The sequence below is a fragment of the Bradymonas sediminis genome (genome assembly GCF_003258315.1).
Classification (GTDB): domain Bacteria; phylum Myxococcota_A; class Bradymonadia; order Bradymonadales; family Bradymonadaceae; genus Bradymonas; species Bradymonas sediminis.
Window position 1 is genome coordinate 2690384 of the sequence record NZ_CP030032.1, and the last position, 16042, is coordinate 2706425.

13 protein-coding genes and 1 tRNA gene are annotated in these 16042 nt (G+C 62.2%); 8 read left to right on the top strand and 6 right to left on the bottom strand.

Features of this window, described 5'->3' with window-relative positions; translation table 11 throughout:
* Window positions 1-57: 57 nt before the first annotated feature.
* The 5 genes from DN745_RS10190 to DN745_RS10210 all read left to right on the top strand — a co-directional run bounded on the left by DN745_RS10190 (window position 58) and on the right by DN745_RS10210 (window position 7546).
* Window positions 58-1989, top strand: a complete 1932-nt coding sequence (locus tag DN745_RS10190; protein WP_111334554.1) for a hypothetical protein — start codon at window positions 58-60, stop codon at window positions 1987-1989.
* Between the two features lie 156 nt (window positions 1990-2145).
* Window positions 2146-3132, top strand: a complete 987-nt coding sequence (gene trpS / locus DN745_RS10195) for a tryptophan--tRNA ligase (RefSeq protein ID WP_111334556.1) — start codon at window positions 2146-2148, stop codon at window positions 3130-3132.
* Window positions 3133-3252: 120 nt separating this feature from the next.
* The gene (locus DN745_RS10200; RefSeq protein ID WP_162687589.1) at window positions 3253-4065 is read left to right on the top strand and encodes a 3'-5' exonuclease; all 813 of its coding nucleotides are present in this window, start codon (window positions 3253-3255) and stop codon (window positions 4063-4065) included.
* Between the two features lie 56 nt (window positions 4066-4121).
* Entirely contained in the window at window positions 4122-5468 is a 1347-nt protein-coding gene (locus DN745_RS10205) for a Na+/H+ antiporter NhaA (protein WP_111334559.1), read from the top strand.
* Between the two features lie 92 nt (window positions 5469-5560).
* Entirely contained in the window at window positions 5561-7546 is a 1986-nt protein-coding gene (locus DN745_RS10210) for a DNA repair helicase YoaA (protein ID WP_111334561.1), read from the top strand.
* A 42-nt stretch (window positions 7547-7588) separates the two neighbouring features.
* Here DN745_RS10210 and DN745_RS10215 read toward each other — a convergent pair whose 3' ends face one another.
* Window positions 7589-8239 carry a hypothetical protein gene (locus DN745_RS10215; RefSeq protein ID WP_111334563.1) on the bottom strand — a complete coding sequence of 217 codons (651 nt, stop codon included), beginning with the start codon at window positions 8237-8239 and terminating at the stop codon, window positions 7589-7591.
* Between the two features lie 232 nt (window positions 8240-8471).
* Here DN745_RS10215 and DN745_RS10220 point away from each other — a divergent pair, with 232 nt between their 5' ends.
* Both DN745_RS10220 and DN745_RS10225 read left to right on the top strand, forming a co-directional pair.
* Entirely contained in the window at window positions 8472-9395 is a 924-nt protein-coding gene (locus DN745_RS10220; RefSeq protein ID WP_133621788.1) for a hypothetical protein, read from the top strand.
* A gap of 187 nt (window positions 9396-9582) precedes the next feature.
* Window positions 9583-10383, top strand: a complete 801-nt coding sequence (locus tag DN745_RS10225; protein WP_111334566.1) for a hypothetical protein — start codon at window positions 9583-9585, stop codon at window positions 10381-10383.
* Window positions 10384-10491: 108 nt separating this feature from the next.
* Here the strand turns inward: DN745_RS10225 and DN745_RS10230 are convergent.
* The 3 genes from DN745_RS10230 to DN745_RS10240 all read right to left on the bottom strand — a co-directional run bounded on the left by DN745_RS10230 (window position 10492) and on the right by DN745_RS10240 (window position 13356).
* A tRNA-Arg gene (locus tag DN745_RS10230) sits at window positions 10492-10565 on the bottom strand.
* A 46-nt stretch (window positions 10566-10611) separates the two neighbouring features.
* Complete coding sequence (locus DN745_RS10235; protein ID WP_111334567.1) at window positions 10612-11817, bottom strand: hypothetical protein; 1206 nt, start codon at window positions 11815-11817, stop codon at window positions 10612-10614.
* A gap of 90 nt (window positions 11818-11907) precedes the next feature.
* Window positions 11908-13356, bottom strand: coding sequence for a vWA domain-containing protein (locus tag DN745_RS10240; RefSeq protein WP_111334569.1), 1449 nt, complete (start codon window positions 13354-13356; stop codon window positions 11908-11910).
* A 251-nt stretch (window positions 13357-13607) separates the two neighbouring features.
* Between DN745_RS10240 and DN745_RS10245 the strand changes: the two genes are divergently transcribed.
* On the top strand, window positions 13608-14768 hold the full coding sequence (locus tag DN745_RS10245; RefSeq protein ID WP_111334571.1) for a matrixin family metalloprotease: 1161 nt from the start codon (window positions 13608-13610) through the stop codon (window positions 14766-14768).
* On the opposite strand, the gene DN745_RS10250 is transcribed toward DN745_RS10245, so the two are convergent.
* Complete coding sequence (locus DN745_RS10250) at window positions 14743-15282, bottom strand: hypothetical protein (RefSeq protein WP_133621787.1); 540 nt, start codon at window positions 15280-15282, stop codon at window positions 14743-14745. The genes DN745_RS10245 and DN745_RS10250 overlap by 26 nt on opposite strands.
* A gap of 167 nt (window positions 15283-15449) precedes the next feature.
* Window positions 15450-15959, bottom strand: a complete 510-nt coding sequence (locus DN745_RS10255) for a hypothetical protein (protein ID WP_111334574.1) — start codon at window positions 15957-15959, stop codon at window positions 15450-15452.
* Between the last annotated feature and the right edge of the window lie 83 nt (window positions 15960-16042).

The following is a 16042-nucleotide window of genomic DNA, read 5'->3' on the forward strand; positions in this document are numbered from 1 at the left end:
GCGCAGATATTTTGACCTGCCTTCACCTCTAATTCTTGCCCCTCAAAGCGACGAATCATGCACCTTTCAAGCCTCAGCATTCGACTCACCAGCTCCACCTGCCTCGCCGCGCTCACCCTGACTCTTTTCGCGGGTTGCGGCGACGCCGAAGTCGACGCGAGCGCCGAGGAACCTGCGCGGGTAGAGGCGGCCGACGGCGACCTGAAGCCGCGCTATGAGCCGAGCAAAACGGACTTCTACCGGATGCCATGGCCCTCCGACGCGCGCCTGCACCCGGATGGCGGGGTGGACCTGTCGGACTTGCCCCACGCGAGCGAGAATTTCGTCGCCAAATATATCGACGCCGTTCGCGCGGTGCGCGGGTATTCGAATCTTCCGGTCATCTATATTCCCTTTAGCCAGGCGCAGGGGCTCAGCGCCGACGCGCTGCCCACGCCCAAGGAGACGCTCAAAGCCGAGGCCGACGTCCAATTGATAAACCTCAGCGAAGACGCCTGCGGTGAGCGCACCCCGCTCGAGGTCGTCTTCGACGCGGAGGCCACGAGATTTATCGACGCCCAGACCCTCAAGGTCGCGCCGATGCCTGGCTGGGTCCTCGCCCCGGCAACCCCCTACGCGCTGGTCGTCAAGACGAGCTTCGGCGGGCCGAACCTGTCGACCGCCCGCCCGCAGGCATTCGCCGACGCGTTCAATGGCGACGGCGATGACGACACGCTCAACGCAAGCTTCGCCCCGCTGCGCGATTGCCTGCCCAATGCCGGCCTGAGCGCCGACGATATCGCCGTCGCCACCGTCTTTCACACCCAGGACCCGGTCGCCGATTTGCGCGCGATGCGCGAGGTTGTCTGGGACGAAACGACACCGGTCAAAGACCACAGCGGCCTGGTCTTCGACGACTCGATCTCCAACGATAAACGACACGTCTATGTCGGCTATGCGCCCTTCCCGATCTTCCAAAAAGGCGAGCCCCCCTACAGCACCGAGGGCGGCCTGGAATTCGACGACCAGGGCAAGCCGGTCATCCAACGCTGGGAGAACGTCCCGTTTATCGTCACGGTACCTCCGAACCACCCGGGTCCGCTTAAATTATTGGTCTGGAGCAGCGGCACCGGCGCCGTGCTGGGCAATAACGTGAGCCGGCGCCACTGGCTGGCTGCGCTGGACAACGGCTTCGCCATCGCCGAGTTCGTCGCGCAATTTCATGAATTTCGCGGCGAGCGCACCTTCGACCCGACCATGGACTCGTTCAACTTCTTAAACCCGGTCTCCGGGCGCACGGTGTTTCGCCAGCAGGCCGCCGAAACCAGCTATTTTATCCGCTTCTTAAGCGAGAAGATCGCCAACGACCCCGACCTGCCCAGCATCGAGACCGACCGCGTCTTTTATGGCGGGCACTCCCAGGGCGCGCTGGTCGGCACCCTGGTCGCGGCGAGCGAGCCGCGCATCGACACCTATCTATTCAACGGCGTGTCGGCCTACCTGACCGAGACGATTCTCTCGCGAAAAGACCCCTTCGATATCGTCGCGTTGCTCGGGCAATTGCTCAAGGATAAGAGCGAGTTAGACCGCTTTCACCCAATCATTCATATGGCCCAACTTGGCGCCGACGTCGTCGACACCCAGAACTACGCACCCCATTGGGCCGGCTGGCCCGCGCATCCGGGCGGCTCCAACGTCTTCATCATCAACGGGCAACACGACGACACCACCTCGGTGCTCGGCATGAACGCGCTGCTGACCGCCGGCGATATCCACCCCGTCAACCAGGCCGGCTGGGAGATCGATCCCTACGGGCTGCGGGCCATCGAGTCCTACCCGACGCCGGTGAAAGCCAACCGCGCCGCCTTCAACGGCGATGCGCTCACCGCCGCGGCGTACCTCAACCCGGACACCGGCCACTTCACCCTGTCCTCAGACACCGATGCGAACGACGCCGCGGTCAACTTCCTGGTGAGCTCGGCCGAAGGCGAAGCGGTCATCGATTATTGAGCCCCAATCGAGGCGAGCAGCGCTCACCCTGCTCGCCTCGAAACACGCGCCAACGATTGTCATGACAAACGCGCGCCCCGCGTGCTAGGTCTGGCGACGATAAAATGTATCGACCTCTTAAGTGTCGCTTTAGCATCTTTCGAAGTTGGAAAAACCATGTCGAAAAAACGTAGCCTCTCCGGCATTAAACCCACCGGATTTCCGCATCTTGGCAATTATCTGGGCATGATTCGCCCCGCGATTGACCTTCAAGATGAGTACGAAGCCTATTATTTCGCGGCCGATTACCACGCGCTGACCACGGCGCGCGACCCGAAGGCCATGCGCGCGTCGGTCTATGAATTGACCTCTTATTTCTTGGCCTTTGGACTCGACCCCGAAAAATCCGCGTTTTTTCGCCAATCCGATATCCCCGAGGTCTGCGAGCTGACCTGGCTGCTAAGCTGCGTGACCCATATGGGCCTGCTCGAGCGCGCCCACGCCTATAAGGCGGCCGACGCCGAGGGGCGCGGCAAAGAGATCAGCCACGGGCTCTTCAGCTATCCGGTGTTGATGGCGGCCGATATCCTCATCTACGACTCGGATATCGTCCCGGTCGGCCAGGACCAGATTCAGCACCTCGAGATGACCCGCGACATGGCGCAGAAGTTTAACGCCGCCTTCAACGTGGACGCGCTGAAATTGCCGGTCGCCAAGGTCCAAGAGAACGTCGCGACGGTGCCCGGCACCGACGGGCGAAAGATGTCGAAGTCCTACGGCAACCTAATCGAGCCGCTCTTGCCGCCTAAAAAGCTGCGCAAGCAATGCATGGCGATCGCCACCGACTCCACCCCGCTCGAAGACCCCAAGGACCCGGACACCTGCAACGTCTTCACACTCTATAAACTCTTCGCCACGCCCTCCGAGCTCGAAGACATGCGCCAGAATTACCTGGGCGGCGGCTACGGATACGGCCACGCCAAGCAGGCGCTCTTCGAGAAGCTCGACGCCTATTTTTCGCCCTATCGCGAGGAATACCAGCGCCTTCGCGCCGACGAAGCTTACCTCGAAGAGGTGCTTCAAAGCGGCGCCGAGCGCGTGCGCCCTGCCGTCGAAGAAGTCATGGACCGGGTGCGCCGGGCGACCGGAATCGGACGCCGCTAAATCCGCCCGAATTGCCGCGTTTCGCCCCGGGTTGTCCTTGTACAGACAGCCTCAAAATGGCATAATCCCGCGCGAAACGCACTTCCAAGCGCCCATCACATTGCAGCAGAGGCCACGCCGGTGTCTCAAACACACGACCAGAAATCAGCTCTTCAAGACTCAACAGGCACCCCGGACTCGGGATTTGTCTGGCCCGAAAACTGGGCCGATCTTGACCTCGCCGTATTGGACGTGGAGACCACCGGCCTCGACTGTAACCAGGACCGCATCATTGAGATCGGTATCCTGCGCTTCGTCGGCGGTGAGGTGGTCGATAGCTACGAACAGCTTATCGACCCGGGCTGTGAAGTCCCCCAGGAGGTCGTCGACCTCACGGGCATCAAGCCCGAAGACCTGGTGGGCAAGCCCCGCTTCGAAGAGGTCGCCCAGGAAGTCCATGATTGGCTTCAGGGCGTCGGCATCGTCGCGTATAACTTGAGCTTCGATAAAGGCTTTATCGCCGCCGAATTAGAGCGTTGCGGGCTGCAATGGCCGGAGAACGCGCCGACCTTCGACCCGCTGATCTTCGCGCGACAATTCTTCAAAAACCTGGGCCGAAAGAACCTCGGCCGCATCGCCAAAGAGCTCGGCATCGAGGCCAAAGAGGCTCACCGGGCGACCGAAGATGCGCGGGTCGCCGGGCGCGTACTTTTTGCCTTCGCCGATCGACTTCCCACGAACCTCAATGACGTTCAGGTGCTCCAGGCACAATGGGAAACCGCGCAACTCCAGGCGATGCGGTGGCGCAGCCGCGCCCCCTCCAGCGACACCATGGCCGACGCGTTTAGCGAACAGGCCGCCGGGCTCGGGCCCGGCTATATCTATGGCGATGAGGCGGACCCGTTTCGCGCCCTTTTCGCCAGCGTCCCCGAAGCCAAAGAACGCGAGTACTAAGATTTAATTAACGTTAGTTTAGAAGCTCATTCCCCACCCTTTAGCTCAGAAATAACATGTTGCCATCGAACGCCTTAACACGCACTTTTAGTCGGCTACGCGAATTCTCCGCTTTCCTGCTTATCGGCACGGTCCTCGCGCTTATCTGGGCCAACGTCGATCAGGCTACCTACCATGCGGTCATCGAAGCCCCGCTCTCGGTACTCTTTGAAGGCGGGATCACAGCCGGCCTCCAATGGATCACCGACCAGGCCAATATTGTGGCAAATGGCGGCGAAGCCGAACATGGGATGAGCTTCCATTTCATCGTCAACGATATCTTCATGGTGCTCTTCTTTGGCATGGCGGCCAAAGAAGTCTCCGAGAGTCTGCTGCCCGGCGGCGCCCTGTCGAGCGTCAAAAAAGCCGCGCTCCCCGCGATCGCAACCGCCGGTGGCGTGCTTGGGCCGGTCGGCGCGTTCTTCCTGTTCCACGCGATGCTGGGCATCGAAGCCGACGTCGCCAGCGCCGCCTGGGCCGTCCCCACCGCCACGGATATCGCCTATTGCTGGCTGTTCGCCGGGCTGATCTTCGGCCGCTCTCACCCCGCCGTCACCTTCCTGCTGGTGCTCGCCGTCCTTGACGACCTCATCGGCATGTTGATCCTGGCGGTCTATTATACCCCGGAAGTCCACGTGCAGTGGCTTGGCCTGGTCGTCTTGGCCATCCTTATCTGCGAAGGCATGCGCCGCAAGGGCGTCAAGAGCTTCTGGCCCTACCTGCTCATCGGTGGCCCGCTGTGCTGGTTCGGCCTGCACAACACCGGCGTGCACGCCGCGCTCGCCCTGGTCCCGGTCGTCCCCTTTATGCCGCATGCTGAGCGTGACGCCGGCCTCTTCAAGGCTTCCGAGAACCCGCATAACGACACCATGGAGCAATTCGAGCACTTCATCTCCCCCATCGTTGACGTCGGCCTGTTGACCTTCGGCCTGGCCAACGCGGGCGTGCTGCTCAACGGCGAAGCCCTCACCGGCTCCATCACCTGGTTGATCTTCCTGTCGCTCATCGTCGGTAAAACCGTCGGCATCTTCGTGTTCACCCTGGCCGGCCAGAAAATGGGCCTTCGCCTGCCGCACCCCATCACCATGCCCCAGGTGGCCGTCATCGGTTGCGTGGCCGGTATCGGCTTTACCGTCGCGCTCTTCGTCACCACGGTCGCGCTCAGCCAGGCCCCGGCCCAGGGCTGGCATATCGACGAGACGACCGCAGGCATGCTCAAATTGGGCGCGCTCTTGAGCTTCGCCGCCGGTCCCCTGGCCTGGTTGTTGTCGCTCGCGACCCATGTTGAGAAGATCAACACCCCCGAGGAAGCCGCGGCCGCCGCGGCCGCCGGTGAGGCTGCAGCCGCTGCTGCCGGCCACTAATCCCCTCCCGGCATCACAAGAGCGTTGACATTTGCACCCGGCATGCGCCAAATGGCCGGGTGCAAATCAACCCTCTACTGAACAAATCAACTGTGACCGAATCCATCGACGATATCCTGGGGAAGGACGGGCTCTTGAGCCGCGTCCTTGAGAATTACGAGTTTCGTGCTCCTCAGCTAGAGATGGCGAAGGCGGTCGAGAACTCCATAAAATCCCGCCGCCCACTCCTCGTCGAGGCCGCCACCGGCACCGGCAAAACCCTCGCCTACCTGGTCCCCGCGCTCCTGTCGCGAAAACGGGTCATCGTCAGCACCGGCACCAAAGCGCTGCAGGGGCAACTCTTCGAGAAGGACCTGCCCTTTCTGCGCAAGCATTGGCCGCGCCCCTTCGATATGGTGCAGCTCAAAGGGCGGCGAAATTACCTCTGCCTGGCGCGCTTCGAGGATATGCAGCAGCGCCCGCATTTCCGCCGCCACCAGGACGCCCCCCACTGGTCCACCATCGTCAAATGGGCCGAAAAGACCACCACCGGCGACCGCGCCGAGATCCCGGGACTCCCCGATGATTTCGCCGCCTGGAACGACCTGTCGGTCGGCTCAGAGCAATGCCTGGGGCAAAAATGCCCGTATTATGACGACTGCTTCGTCTTCGGCGCGCGCGAGCGCGCCCAGGAAGCCGATATCGTCGTGGTAAACCACCACCTTTATTTCGCCGACCTGGCGCTGCAGGGCCGCGGATTCGCCAATATTTTACCCGAATACGACGCCGTCATCTTCGACGAGGCCCATCACCTCGAAGACGTGGCGACCTCTTATTTCGGCATCCAGGTCTCGAATTATCGCATCCGCGAGCTCAGCGGCGATATCGAGCGGGCCATGGCCGATGAGAATGTCGAGTCCGCCAAGGTCGACGCGGCGCTCTCCACCCTAAAGACGGTGCAGACCGACTTCTTTAGCTTCGCGAGCTTCGGCCTGTATAACGGTCGATACCCGCTGCAGGAGATTCTCGAGGGGCCGCAATCCGACAAAATCGACGAGAGCCGGCTGAAATTCGGCGAGGCCCTCGACGCGCTGCAGCGCGCGGTGTCGGGGCTCTCGGAGCTTGGCGAGACGCGCCAGCGCCTCACCGAGCGCTGCCACGAGATTAAGACCGACCTGGCGATGATCCTCGGCCAGAAGCATAGCCAATACGCCTATCTGATCGAGAAGCACGACCAGGGTATCTTCTTGCAGGCCGAGCCCATCAACCTGGCCAGCCTGCTGCGCGAGCGCCTGCTCGACGTGCACGACACCCTGGTCTTTACGTCGGCCACGCTGTCGACCGGCGGGCATTTTGATTTCTTCAAAAAGCGCCTGGGCATGACCGGGCCGGGGCAAAAAGGCTTTAAGGTCGATGAGCTCGTCCTCGAGGCGGTCTTCGACTATCAGAACCAATGCGCGCTCTATATCCCCAAAAAGCTGCCACCGCCGAACTCCCCTGATTTTGCTGAAAATGTCGCCACCATCGTCGAGTACCTGGTCGGGGTGACCGAAGGCCGCGCGTTCATCCTATTCACCAGCTACGCGAATATGAACGCGGTCTACGACCTGGTCGCCCACAAGCTCGACTATACGGTGCTCAAACAAGGCGAGACCTCGAAGTCCGAAATCCTGGAAAAATTCCGCGCCGACACCCACTCGGTGCTCTTCGCCACGAGCTCGTTTTGGGAGGGGGTCGACGTCGAGGGCGAGGCGTTGAGCCTGGTGATTTTGGACAAGCTCCCCTTCGGAAACCCCTCCGACCCGCTCACGCGCGCGCGCCTCGATGATATCGAATCGCGCGGCGGAAATTCCTTCCGCGACTTCTCGATGCCCCAGGCGGCGCTGACCCTGAAGCAGGGCTTTGGTCGGTTGATTCGCTCGCGGCGCGACCGGGGGATCGTCGCGATCTTGGACTCGCGCATCGCCAATAAGAGCTACGGGGCGTACTTCCTCGACTCGCTGCCGCCCGCGCCGCTGGCGTGGACCGCCGGGTCGGTGAAGCGCTGGTGGCAAAAGCTGCACGACGACGACGCAAAAGAAGAGAGCAGCGAGCCTTAACGCCCGCTGCCCTCCGCTCACGCCCCGCCCACAGCGCCCCGCTCATTCGGGCTTCTTATCCCTGGCGAGCCGCTCGCCGAGGCGCGTGTCGAGGTAGCCGCGCATAAAACGCGGCTCTTCGAGCAGCGCGCAGCCAACCAGTTCAACCCACAGCGCATCCCCGCCGTCCTTGGGCAGCGCCCGCGGGAAATTCTTGCGCGGCCAGATAATATTATTGCTCCCCGGCGTATAGAGGCGCGTCGAGCGGTCGATCGTCTCGACAATCTTCATGCTATCGCCCCCACGCCCGTAGAACGCGCCGACGTCGCTCACCGCCAGACAGCCGTCCACGCTCAGTTTCAGCAGCAGGCTGGAGTTCTCGGCGAAGACCGTATGCGTTTCGACGACCTCGCCTTCGGTATTCGAGATGATCACCTCACTCTCGCCGCCCATCAATTCGACCAGATGCGCGCCCTCCGACTCGACCTCGATCGGGTCTCCCCCGGCCACGCTCACCAGCAGCTTCTCGGGCCCCATATTGAGCAAATAGATATCGTTCATGCCGTAGAGAATCTTGCGGTAGCCGAACCAACCCGCGCCGGCCAAATGCCCCACCGCTCCGACCGCTCCCAGCGCCACCAACACCGTGGTCACGAGCACGATCAGCCCCAATTTACTTTTTTTGCCGCTTTCTAAGAGGATATCGTCGGACATAATGCTTATTTCGCCAGAGAGGGTTCAGTTTGAGGACTTCAGACGCGCTTAGCTATATCACCAAAACCGCGACATTCGCCAACCCGCGCCGCTGCCCATCCAATGATAATCACCAATTCAGCTCAAAGATCCGCCAGGCAATCTATCGGTTTGCAGCCACCGCCAATACGGAGTATGTCAGCGGAGTGAGGTGATTTTACCGACGCGCATGGCTTTTATTGTGGCGTATCCGATGTCAAAAACGAATCTATCTTATCAAGGTGTCGCGGCTTTCTGCGCGATGAGTTTGCTCCTGATTGCCTGCGAGCAGCAACCCAACCCGGCCGAGCCTAACGCCGACGAGGCGCTCAAGGCGCGCCTGGAAGCGGCCGCCAGCAAGCGCACCAAGCGGGCGTCGATGAGCTTCGGGTTTATCCATAAGCTCGACGGTATCCCGGACGGCGGCCCCGTGGCGCTTGAGCTTGGCGACGGCACGAAGGTCGAGGTGCAGCAGGCTTACCTGGTCGTGTCGGCCATCGAGGCGCATCTGTGCGAGCCGGGCGCCGGCGACACGCCGACCCAAAACGCCCCGCAGGGCGCCGACCTGGGAGCTCCCGCCAAACCCGGTATCCCGAAGCTTTTGGGGCACCTGAGCGATTGGCTGATCGCGCCCGCCTATGCGCATGTCCCGAGCTCGGCGACCCGCCTCGGGACGCCCTTCGTCGAGGATCTCTTGGCCCCCGGCCAGGCGCGCATCATCGACGAGATCGCCCCGCCGATGGCGACCTATTGCACGCTCTACGCCGTGGTCGCGCCGGCCGATGACGATGTCGTGAACCTGACCAACCTCGCCACCGCCGAGATCGAGGGCAAGACCCTGCTGCTGCGCGGGCGCTACCGTTTGGCCGCCGATGACGAGGCCGAGTGGCAGGCGTTTGAGTCGGCCTCCGAGGCCCGCGACATCATCCAGGTCGACGCGGTCGACCCCCAAACCGGCGCCTCGCCGCTGAACCTGGACAGCGCGAACGCCTCGCGCATGATGCTGCTGGATAAACGCGTGTCCCCTGACCTATTTGAAGGACTGGCGCGCGAGGATTTCGACGGCGCCGCGGCCGCAGACCAGGTGCTCAAACGCCTCGAAGCACGCTTCAAGATCTACCAATACGAGCGTAAATAGACCCACCGTACACGTCCCTGGCACCTGTACCGTACACGTCCCTGGCACCTGTACCGTTCACGTCCCTGGCACCTGTACCGTTCACGTCCCTGGCACCTGTACCGTTCACGTCCCTGGCACCTGTACGAATTGCGCAAATCGCCCGGGATTTCGACATATAAACCAAACACTTACCCACGATAAACCTATGAGCCAGCCCATCCTAAAAGCCACGCCAGATAGCTTCGTCGGAGTCGCCCCCGTCAACTGGGGCATCGAGAATGTCGCCCTGCTCGAGGAGACCCACGGCATCCAGTGGCTCGAAGACTCCACCTTCAGCCTCGCCCCCACCGACGCGAAGGCCGACGCCGACGCCGGCATCCTCGCCCGCGGCACCATCACGCTGGAGGACGGCGTCGAGGCCCAGCTGATGGTCGAGGAGCCCATCGGAGAGCTTCACACCCTGGCCAGCCGCAGCAAGGAGCCCTACACGCCGACCGAGGTGGTGCTCCTGAAGAGCCACACCGCCGCCTGGCGATTCGTGGTCAAGGGCGGCACCTCCCGCTGCCCCAAGGCCGCGCGCGCCTTCGCCCGCATCGCTGCCACCCTGGTCGACGCCGGCGCCGCCGGCATCTTTATGCCCGGGCTGACCGCCCTGCACTCGCCGCGCTTCGTCAAATATATGACCATGCACCTCAACCAGCCCGAGAACCTGGCCAACCTGCTGGTCCACGCCTGGCACCAGGACGGCTGGATGATGACCCGCGGCCTGACCGCCTTCGGGCTGCCCGAGCTCGAGACCCCCATCTCCGACGGCATGAACGACGCCTATTTCCGCGTCATGGACGTCGCCGCCAATATGATCACCATCAACCGCCCCTTCCCCGACGAGTCCGACCTGACCCTAGGCTTTAAGAATTACCGCATCTTCGACGAGCAGCGCGGCCCGCGCGATGAGCAGGTGCCCATGAGCGGGACGTTTGGGGTGCAGTCGATCGTGGGGAAATGAGCTGAGTCGGCGCGGCGGTCATGGGTGCGCGCGCAGGCGATGCCCTCCCCCGCGCCCAGGGCACGCGGCTCCCGCACAAAAACGGGGCTCTTCAGGCTATAAAAATAATGATCCCGGCGCGGTTCGAACGCGCGACCTACGGATTAGGAATCCGTTGCTCTATCCAGCTGAGCTACGGGACCGAAAACGCGCGATTTCTATCACGCGTTTCTCAATCATACAACGCAGTTATTTGACCGGCGCCTGCGCCGCCTCTTGCTGCTTAACCTCCTCTTCGACCTCTTCCTGCGCGACCTGTGGCTCGGGCGCCGCGATGGCCTCATATTCCTGCTCATCCTCACACAGCTCGTCGACCGACAGGTTCTGAAATTGGACCTCGTCGGCGAATTGCTCGAGCTGGGCGAGCGACTCGGTGAGGCCGAGGTCGCTGACGGCGTGGCTGGAGTGCTGGACCAGGGTCAGGTGCAGCTTCTCAAGGGTCGTCACGCAGCGTTGCTGGCGGGTCTCCAGGCGCACGCAGGCCAGGTCCAGGCGCTCGCGCATCTGGGCCTGCTCGCGGGCGTCGTCGCGCGCCTGGGTGAGTTCGCGGGCGATGGCCGGGTTGGTCGTGGCGGCGATGCGCTGGTTGAGCCGGTTGATGCGGCGGGTGAGGCGCTCGGAGCCGGTGGCCTGCAAGGCGGCGCGCAACTCGCGGGAGCGCTGGGCGAAGCGCAATAGCGAGTCGATGGTCTCACGGGCGATCTCGCCGGCGCGCCGGCGCGCGTCGGCGCTCTGGCTGCGCTCGGACTCGCGCAGCACCTGCTGGTGTAATTCGCGCGCCGACTCCAGATAGTCGCGCACGGGCTGCTGGTGCTCGGCGATCGCGCGGTCGAGCAAGGCGAGCTGCGCGTCGTTCTCGGGGCGAAGGTCGCTGAGGCCCGCGGCCACGGCCATAAAGACGCCCCAGGTCGCGCCAATGAGCGCCTGGCGGCCAAAGACCGGCTCCAAAAATTGCAGCGCACTCTCGGGAAATAGCACGCCGCTGCTAAAAACGCCGGCGGGCAGCGCCAGGGCAAAGAGCGCGATGCCCAGCCACTTTCGGACCGTCGACTCCTGGCGGTCGAAGGTCACCGCGGCGCCGATAAACCCTCCGCCCACCGCCGCGGCGACCAACGGCGCGCCCGCGAACCCGAGCGGCAGAATAAGCCCCATCAAAACCCCGCCGATCAACGCAAAAATAAGCCGCACGAGCGCGCTATCCTCGCGCGGGTCGGCCTGGTTAATCGCCAGCCCCACCACCGCCGCAAAGCTCAGCGCGCCCATCTGCGGAAGCTGCTCGCCGATCACCAGCCCGAGCACCCCGCTGACCACGCCCGCGACCAGCCCGCCGCCCACAAGCGCCACCAGGTGGCGGTCAAAGATTGATTCATTTCTCAGCGTCATTTGCGTCGACATGGGCGTTCCGGTGTCAGGGGTGAGGGTGCTTGAGCCGCGGGGTGAGCGTGTCGGCGGACCTCCCGTCGAGGAGGCCCGCCGGGGCCGATACTACCAGAGGTCGATGGAGTCGGAGCGCTTCATGTTGCGACTCTTCGACTTCTTATATTTGACCGTGCGCTCGCGCTCCTCAAAGGTCGCCGCCGGCTTATTCACCGCGTCGAGCGCGTCCTTAAGCTCGCCGCCCGCCCGGCCGACCGCCTCGGACTTGAATTGATATTTGTCACTGGCGGCCTGGACGCGCCGCTGGCTTTTGCGCAGCACCTCTTTGGCCTCCTCGTCGCGCCCAGCCTCGTAGGCGGTCATCGCGTCTTTGAGGCTCTCGGCCACCTCGATTTGCTGCACCCGCCCGATGACCTCGACGTTGACCTTGCTCTTCGCCAGCTCGACGTCCTCGGTGCGCACCGACTCAAGCGCGACGATCTGGGTATTGAGGTCGCTCTGCTGCATATCTTTGTAGCTTAGGGTCGCGTTCATCAGCGGAAACACGCCGCCTTTGGACGGGTCGACCCGAAGCTTAAGCAGGATATTCTTATTCTCACCGCTTTGGAATTCCGCCAATGAAATCGCGACCTTAGAGCCAACATTCTGATGCGCGAAGCCGTAGACATCTTCGAGGATGACGCCGTCGCCAAAGGAGAGCAAGACGGCGGTATTTTTGGCCACGGTCTTGGCCAGGCTGTCCAATTCGCGCTCGAAAATCGCGACGGCGCTGCTCGGTGCGTCGACGAAATAATAATTGCCCGCACCCTCGTCGGCCATGCCAGCCATCAGGTCCTCATTATAGTCCAGGCCGACGCCGATGGTGCTCAGCGAGACCCCCTGAGCCCGGTAGGTCTGGGCCATCTTGCGGAATACATCGGGGTTCGTATTGCCAATCGTCGCCTCGCCGTCGGAGACCAAAATAACGCGATTAATGGTGTCATCGCGCATGAATTTTTTGACCTCTTCGACCCCATAGGTATAGCCGCCGGCGATATTGGTGCCGCCGGCCGCCCGCATATCTCGAATCTGACGTTGCATCGCACCAATATCGGTCCCCCTGGCCATCGTCGAGGGCATCGTCACCTCAACATCGGTGGCGTAGCTGACAATCGAGATCCGATCCTGCGGGCGAAGCTTGTCGATCAGCGCGATCGCCGCCGACTTCGCGTTCTCCATTTTGCTGCCGCGCATCGACCCCGAGCGGTCGATGACCAGAGAAATATTGAGCGGTGGGCGCTCACCGCCGTCGATCTGCTGCGCGGCGATGTCGATGGCCGCGTAGACCTCCTGCGCGCTATCGCTGAGCATATATCCGTGGGAGCTGTCGGCGCTCAGCGTCAACACGCCAGCCTTGGTGGCGTGCATGGTCGGGGTCGGCGGCGCCGTCGGACGCTCGGTCACCGGTGGGGTCGGCGTGCGAGTATCCGGCGTCGCTTCTTCGCCCCGAAAGCGATAAAAAAGCGCCGTCGCCAACAATAGCGCCGCGATCACTGCAACAGTTCCAAAACGTTTCATTTATGCTCCCTGGGGCGTCGTCGCCGATGAGGTTAATATGCCATCATCGGTTCAAACGAGCGATCGCCCGAAGCGATCTAATTTATTTTAATTTCTATCAAAAACGGATTCTCGGCTCCATTTCTGAGGCGCCGCACGGGGTGGGATGATGGGACTTCGCCGGGCGCGGGTTAGCGGTTATCCTGACGCGGCGAGTACAACCTCGAGGGTTAGAACACGATTTAAGCGAATTTCATTGCCTGGCGATAAATATGATCCGACAAAGCGGCCATTTGGGGTGGGGAGTCCGGCTGGCGAGCGTCGCGCTCGGGGCGGCGGTCTGGGGCGCGCCGAGCCTCGGCGACGCGGGCACCTGGCCCGCCGAGGAGATGCGCGCGCCGCGCATCGCCCCGTCCCAGCGCACCTATTTTGAAGCCGGCGGCCTGCGCGTGCCGGTCGAGGATTTCCCGATTCGCATGGTGCACCTCGGCGAGCCGCCCCCGGGAATGACGCAGGCCCAGATCGACGCCGCCGCCCGCGCGGCCACCGAGTCCTGGTCCCAGACGCCCTGCTCCTTCGCCCGGATGGACTACGCCGGACAGCGCCACTCCATCGACGAACTCGGCCCCAATGAGATTCCCTTTATGTTCACGGAACCCGGCGGCGCGGGCTGTCTTCCGACCGGGTCCATCGGTTGGACCGCGCTGACCTGCGGCTCCGACTTCCCCATGAATAGTGTCTTTCTAAACGTCGCGGAGTTCGTCTGGGCCGACAAAGCCCAGCCCTTCGATATGCCCGACGCGGACCCCACGAGCGAGAAGTTAACGGTGGAGCTTCGAAGCGTCCTCGTCCACGAATTCGGCCACGTGCTGGGCCTTCTGCACACCGACGACCCGCTCGCCACGATGGCGCCGACCTATCGGCCAGATGGCGGCCAGCGAAGCCTCGCCGTCGATGACAAATTGGGGCTCTGCGCGCTCTACCCGGCCACAAATCCCGTCGACGAATGTCGAAGCGGCCGCGACTGCGAGCCCCAACAACGCTGCGATCACGTGCACCTGCAATCGCTCGACGGCGTCGAGACTGACCAGCGCATCGCGTTGTGCCGGGAATTGCGCGGTGCTGTTGGCGATGCCTGCGCGCCGGATCGTCTGATCTGTGAGGAGGAATGTGTCTTCGCGGCGCAGCCTAAAGACTATGGTTATTGCACCGTGAGTTGCGAGGCAGGTGGGTGCCCGAGCGATTATGAATGCAGCGAGGGGCTGCTTCGCCCGGGCGAGTCGCATTGTCGGCAGCCTCGACAGGTTGAGCGCTCGAGCTGCAGCTCCGCGCCAGGCGCCCCGCCCTCGCCGTGGACCGTGTGGCTTTGCGGGGCAGCGGGCGCGCTGTGGCTCAGCAAGCGCCGGTTCAGTCGACCTTCAAGGACTCGATGACCTTCTTAAAATCACCATAATATTTGTCGCGTCCCTTGGCCGGGAAGAATCCCACGACCAGATACGCTGCATCATCCTGCTGAAATTGCCAGATGATCATCTTAAACTCTTTTTTGCCCGAGGTGGTCTTATACTCGGTCTCCACGCCGGTTTTCCCCTCATAGGTCTGCTTTTCGCGCACTTCGTCGCGGGTAAAGCCGGCTTTTTGAAGGCTGGAATGAAAGGAGGCAAAGAAGATCTCACCCTGGTCTTCCTTCACGTGCGGGCTCAGGCGCACCTCAATCTGCGCCTTCTTATCGCCAGCGGCGTGGAAGGTCGCGAGCACGCCCTTGCCGGATTTCCCCTGAACCCATCCATCCGGACGCGTCACGGCGCTGCCACTTTCACTATCCTTGATCACTTTTGCGCGCATATCGGGCGTATCCGTTTTGGATTTGCCGTCTTGGGCAAACGCGGTCGAGCTCAACGTGAAGCTCATGAGAAGAATCGCAACCCAGCTAATTCGGACAGACATAATGGCCTCGCTTAAAAGCAGATATGGAGCATCACTAAGACGCGCCCGGGCATCAAATGTTCATTAGTATGGCAATTTTTTAGCCGCCGCGCACGCGAAAAAGCCCCAGGGGTTTCCCGCCGGGGCTCTCGCCCGGCACGCGGGCTTATATTCGCTAAAGCTTCGGCTTATTCAGCGGCAGCTTTAAATTTCATATTCTCAACGACGGACTTAAAGTCGCCGATATAATCGGCTTTGTCCGCGTCCTGCATATAACCGACGGCCAACCAGGCGGTGGAGTCGCGCAGGAACTCGAAGACGACCACTTCGAGCGTGACGCCCGAGTGGGTGAATTTGTAGCTGGTCAGCATGCCTTTGGACCCACCAAGGGTGGTCTCTTCCTGGCTGGTTTGCTCGAAATCCGACTCGGTCAGCGTCTTGTGGAAGGTCTTAAAGAAGACATCCGCCACGTCCGGCGTGACCAATTTGGTACCAACGACTTCGATCTGACTCTGCGAACCCTGGTGCTTAAAGCTCGCGACGGCCTTGTCGTTGCCCGGCGTTACTTCCCATTTCGCCGGCGGCGTAATGGTCACGCCGAACTCTGCGTTCTCGACGGGTTGGCTCTCTTGAGCGACTGCCGGCGAGGCGAGCAATAAAGCGACGAAAAGGGTGCTAAAGAACTGGGCAAACTTCATCGTGTTTCTCCTCTCAAAATACCCGCTAATTGAAGTGGCTCGGGCAGCGCGCCATCGATTCCACGCGAAGTGTCCTATAACAG

What these genes read in the sequence shown, in the direction of transcription:
- trpS (WP_111334556.1), top strand. Translation starts at nt 2,146, where the DNA reads ATGTCGAAAAAACGTAGCCTCTCCGGCATTAAACCCACCGGATTTCCG.
- DN745_RS10220 (WP_133621788.1), top strand. Translation starts at nt 8,472, where the DNA reads ATGTCAAAAACGAATCTATCTTATCAAGGTGTCGCGGCTTTCTGCGCG.
- DN745_RS10190 (WP_111334554.1), top strand. Translation starts at nt 58, where the DNA reads ATGCACCTTTCAAGCCTCAGCATTCGACTCACCAGCTCCACCTGCCTC.
- DN745_RS10255 (WP_111334574.1), bottom strand. Translation starts at nt 15,959, where the DNA reads ATGAAGTTTGCCCAGTTCTTTAGCACCCTTTTCGTCGCTTTATTGCTC.
- DN745_RS10250 (WP_133621787.1), bottom strand. Translation starts at nt 15,282, where the DNA reads ATGTCTGTCCGAATTAGCTGGGTTGCGATTCTTCTCATGAGCTTCACG.
- DN745_RS10205 (WP_111334559.1), top strand. Translation starts at nt 4,122, where the DNA reads ATGTTGCCATCGAACGCCTTAACACGCACTTTTAGTCGGCTACGCGAA.
- DN745_RS10215 (WP_111334563.1), bottom strand. Translation starts at nt 8,239, where the DNA reads ATGTCCGACGATATCCTCTTAGAAAGCGGCAAAAAAAGTAAATTGGGG.
- DN745_RS10235 (WP_111334567.1), bottom strand. Translation starts at nt 11,817, where the DNA reads ATGTCGACGCAAATGACGCTGAGAAATGAATCAATCTTTGACCGCCAC.
- DN745_RS10240 (WP_111334569.1), bottom strand. Translation starts at nt 13,356, where the DNA reads ATGAAACGTTTTGGAACTGTTGCAGTGATCGCGGCGCTATTGTTGGCG.
- DN745_RS10225 (WP_111334566.1), top strand. Translation starts at nt 9,583, where the DNA reads ATGAGCCAGCCCATCCTAAAAGCCACGCCAGATAGCTTCGTCGGAGTC.
- DN745_RS10245 (WP_111334571.1), top strand. Translation starts at nt 13,608, where the DNA reads ATGATCCGACAAAGCGGCCATTTGGGGTGGGGAGTCCGGCTGGCGAGC.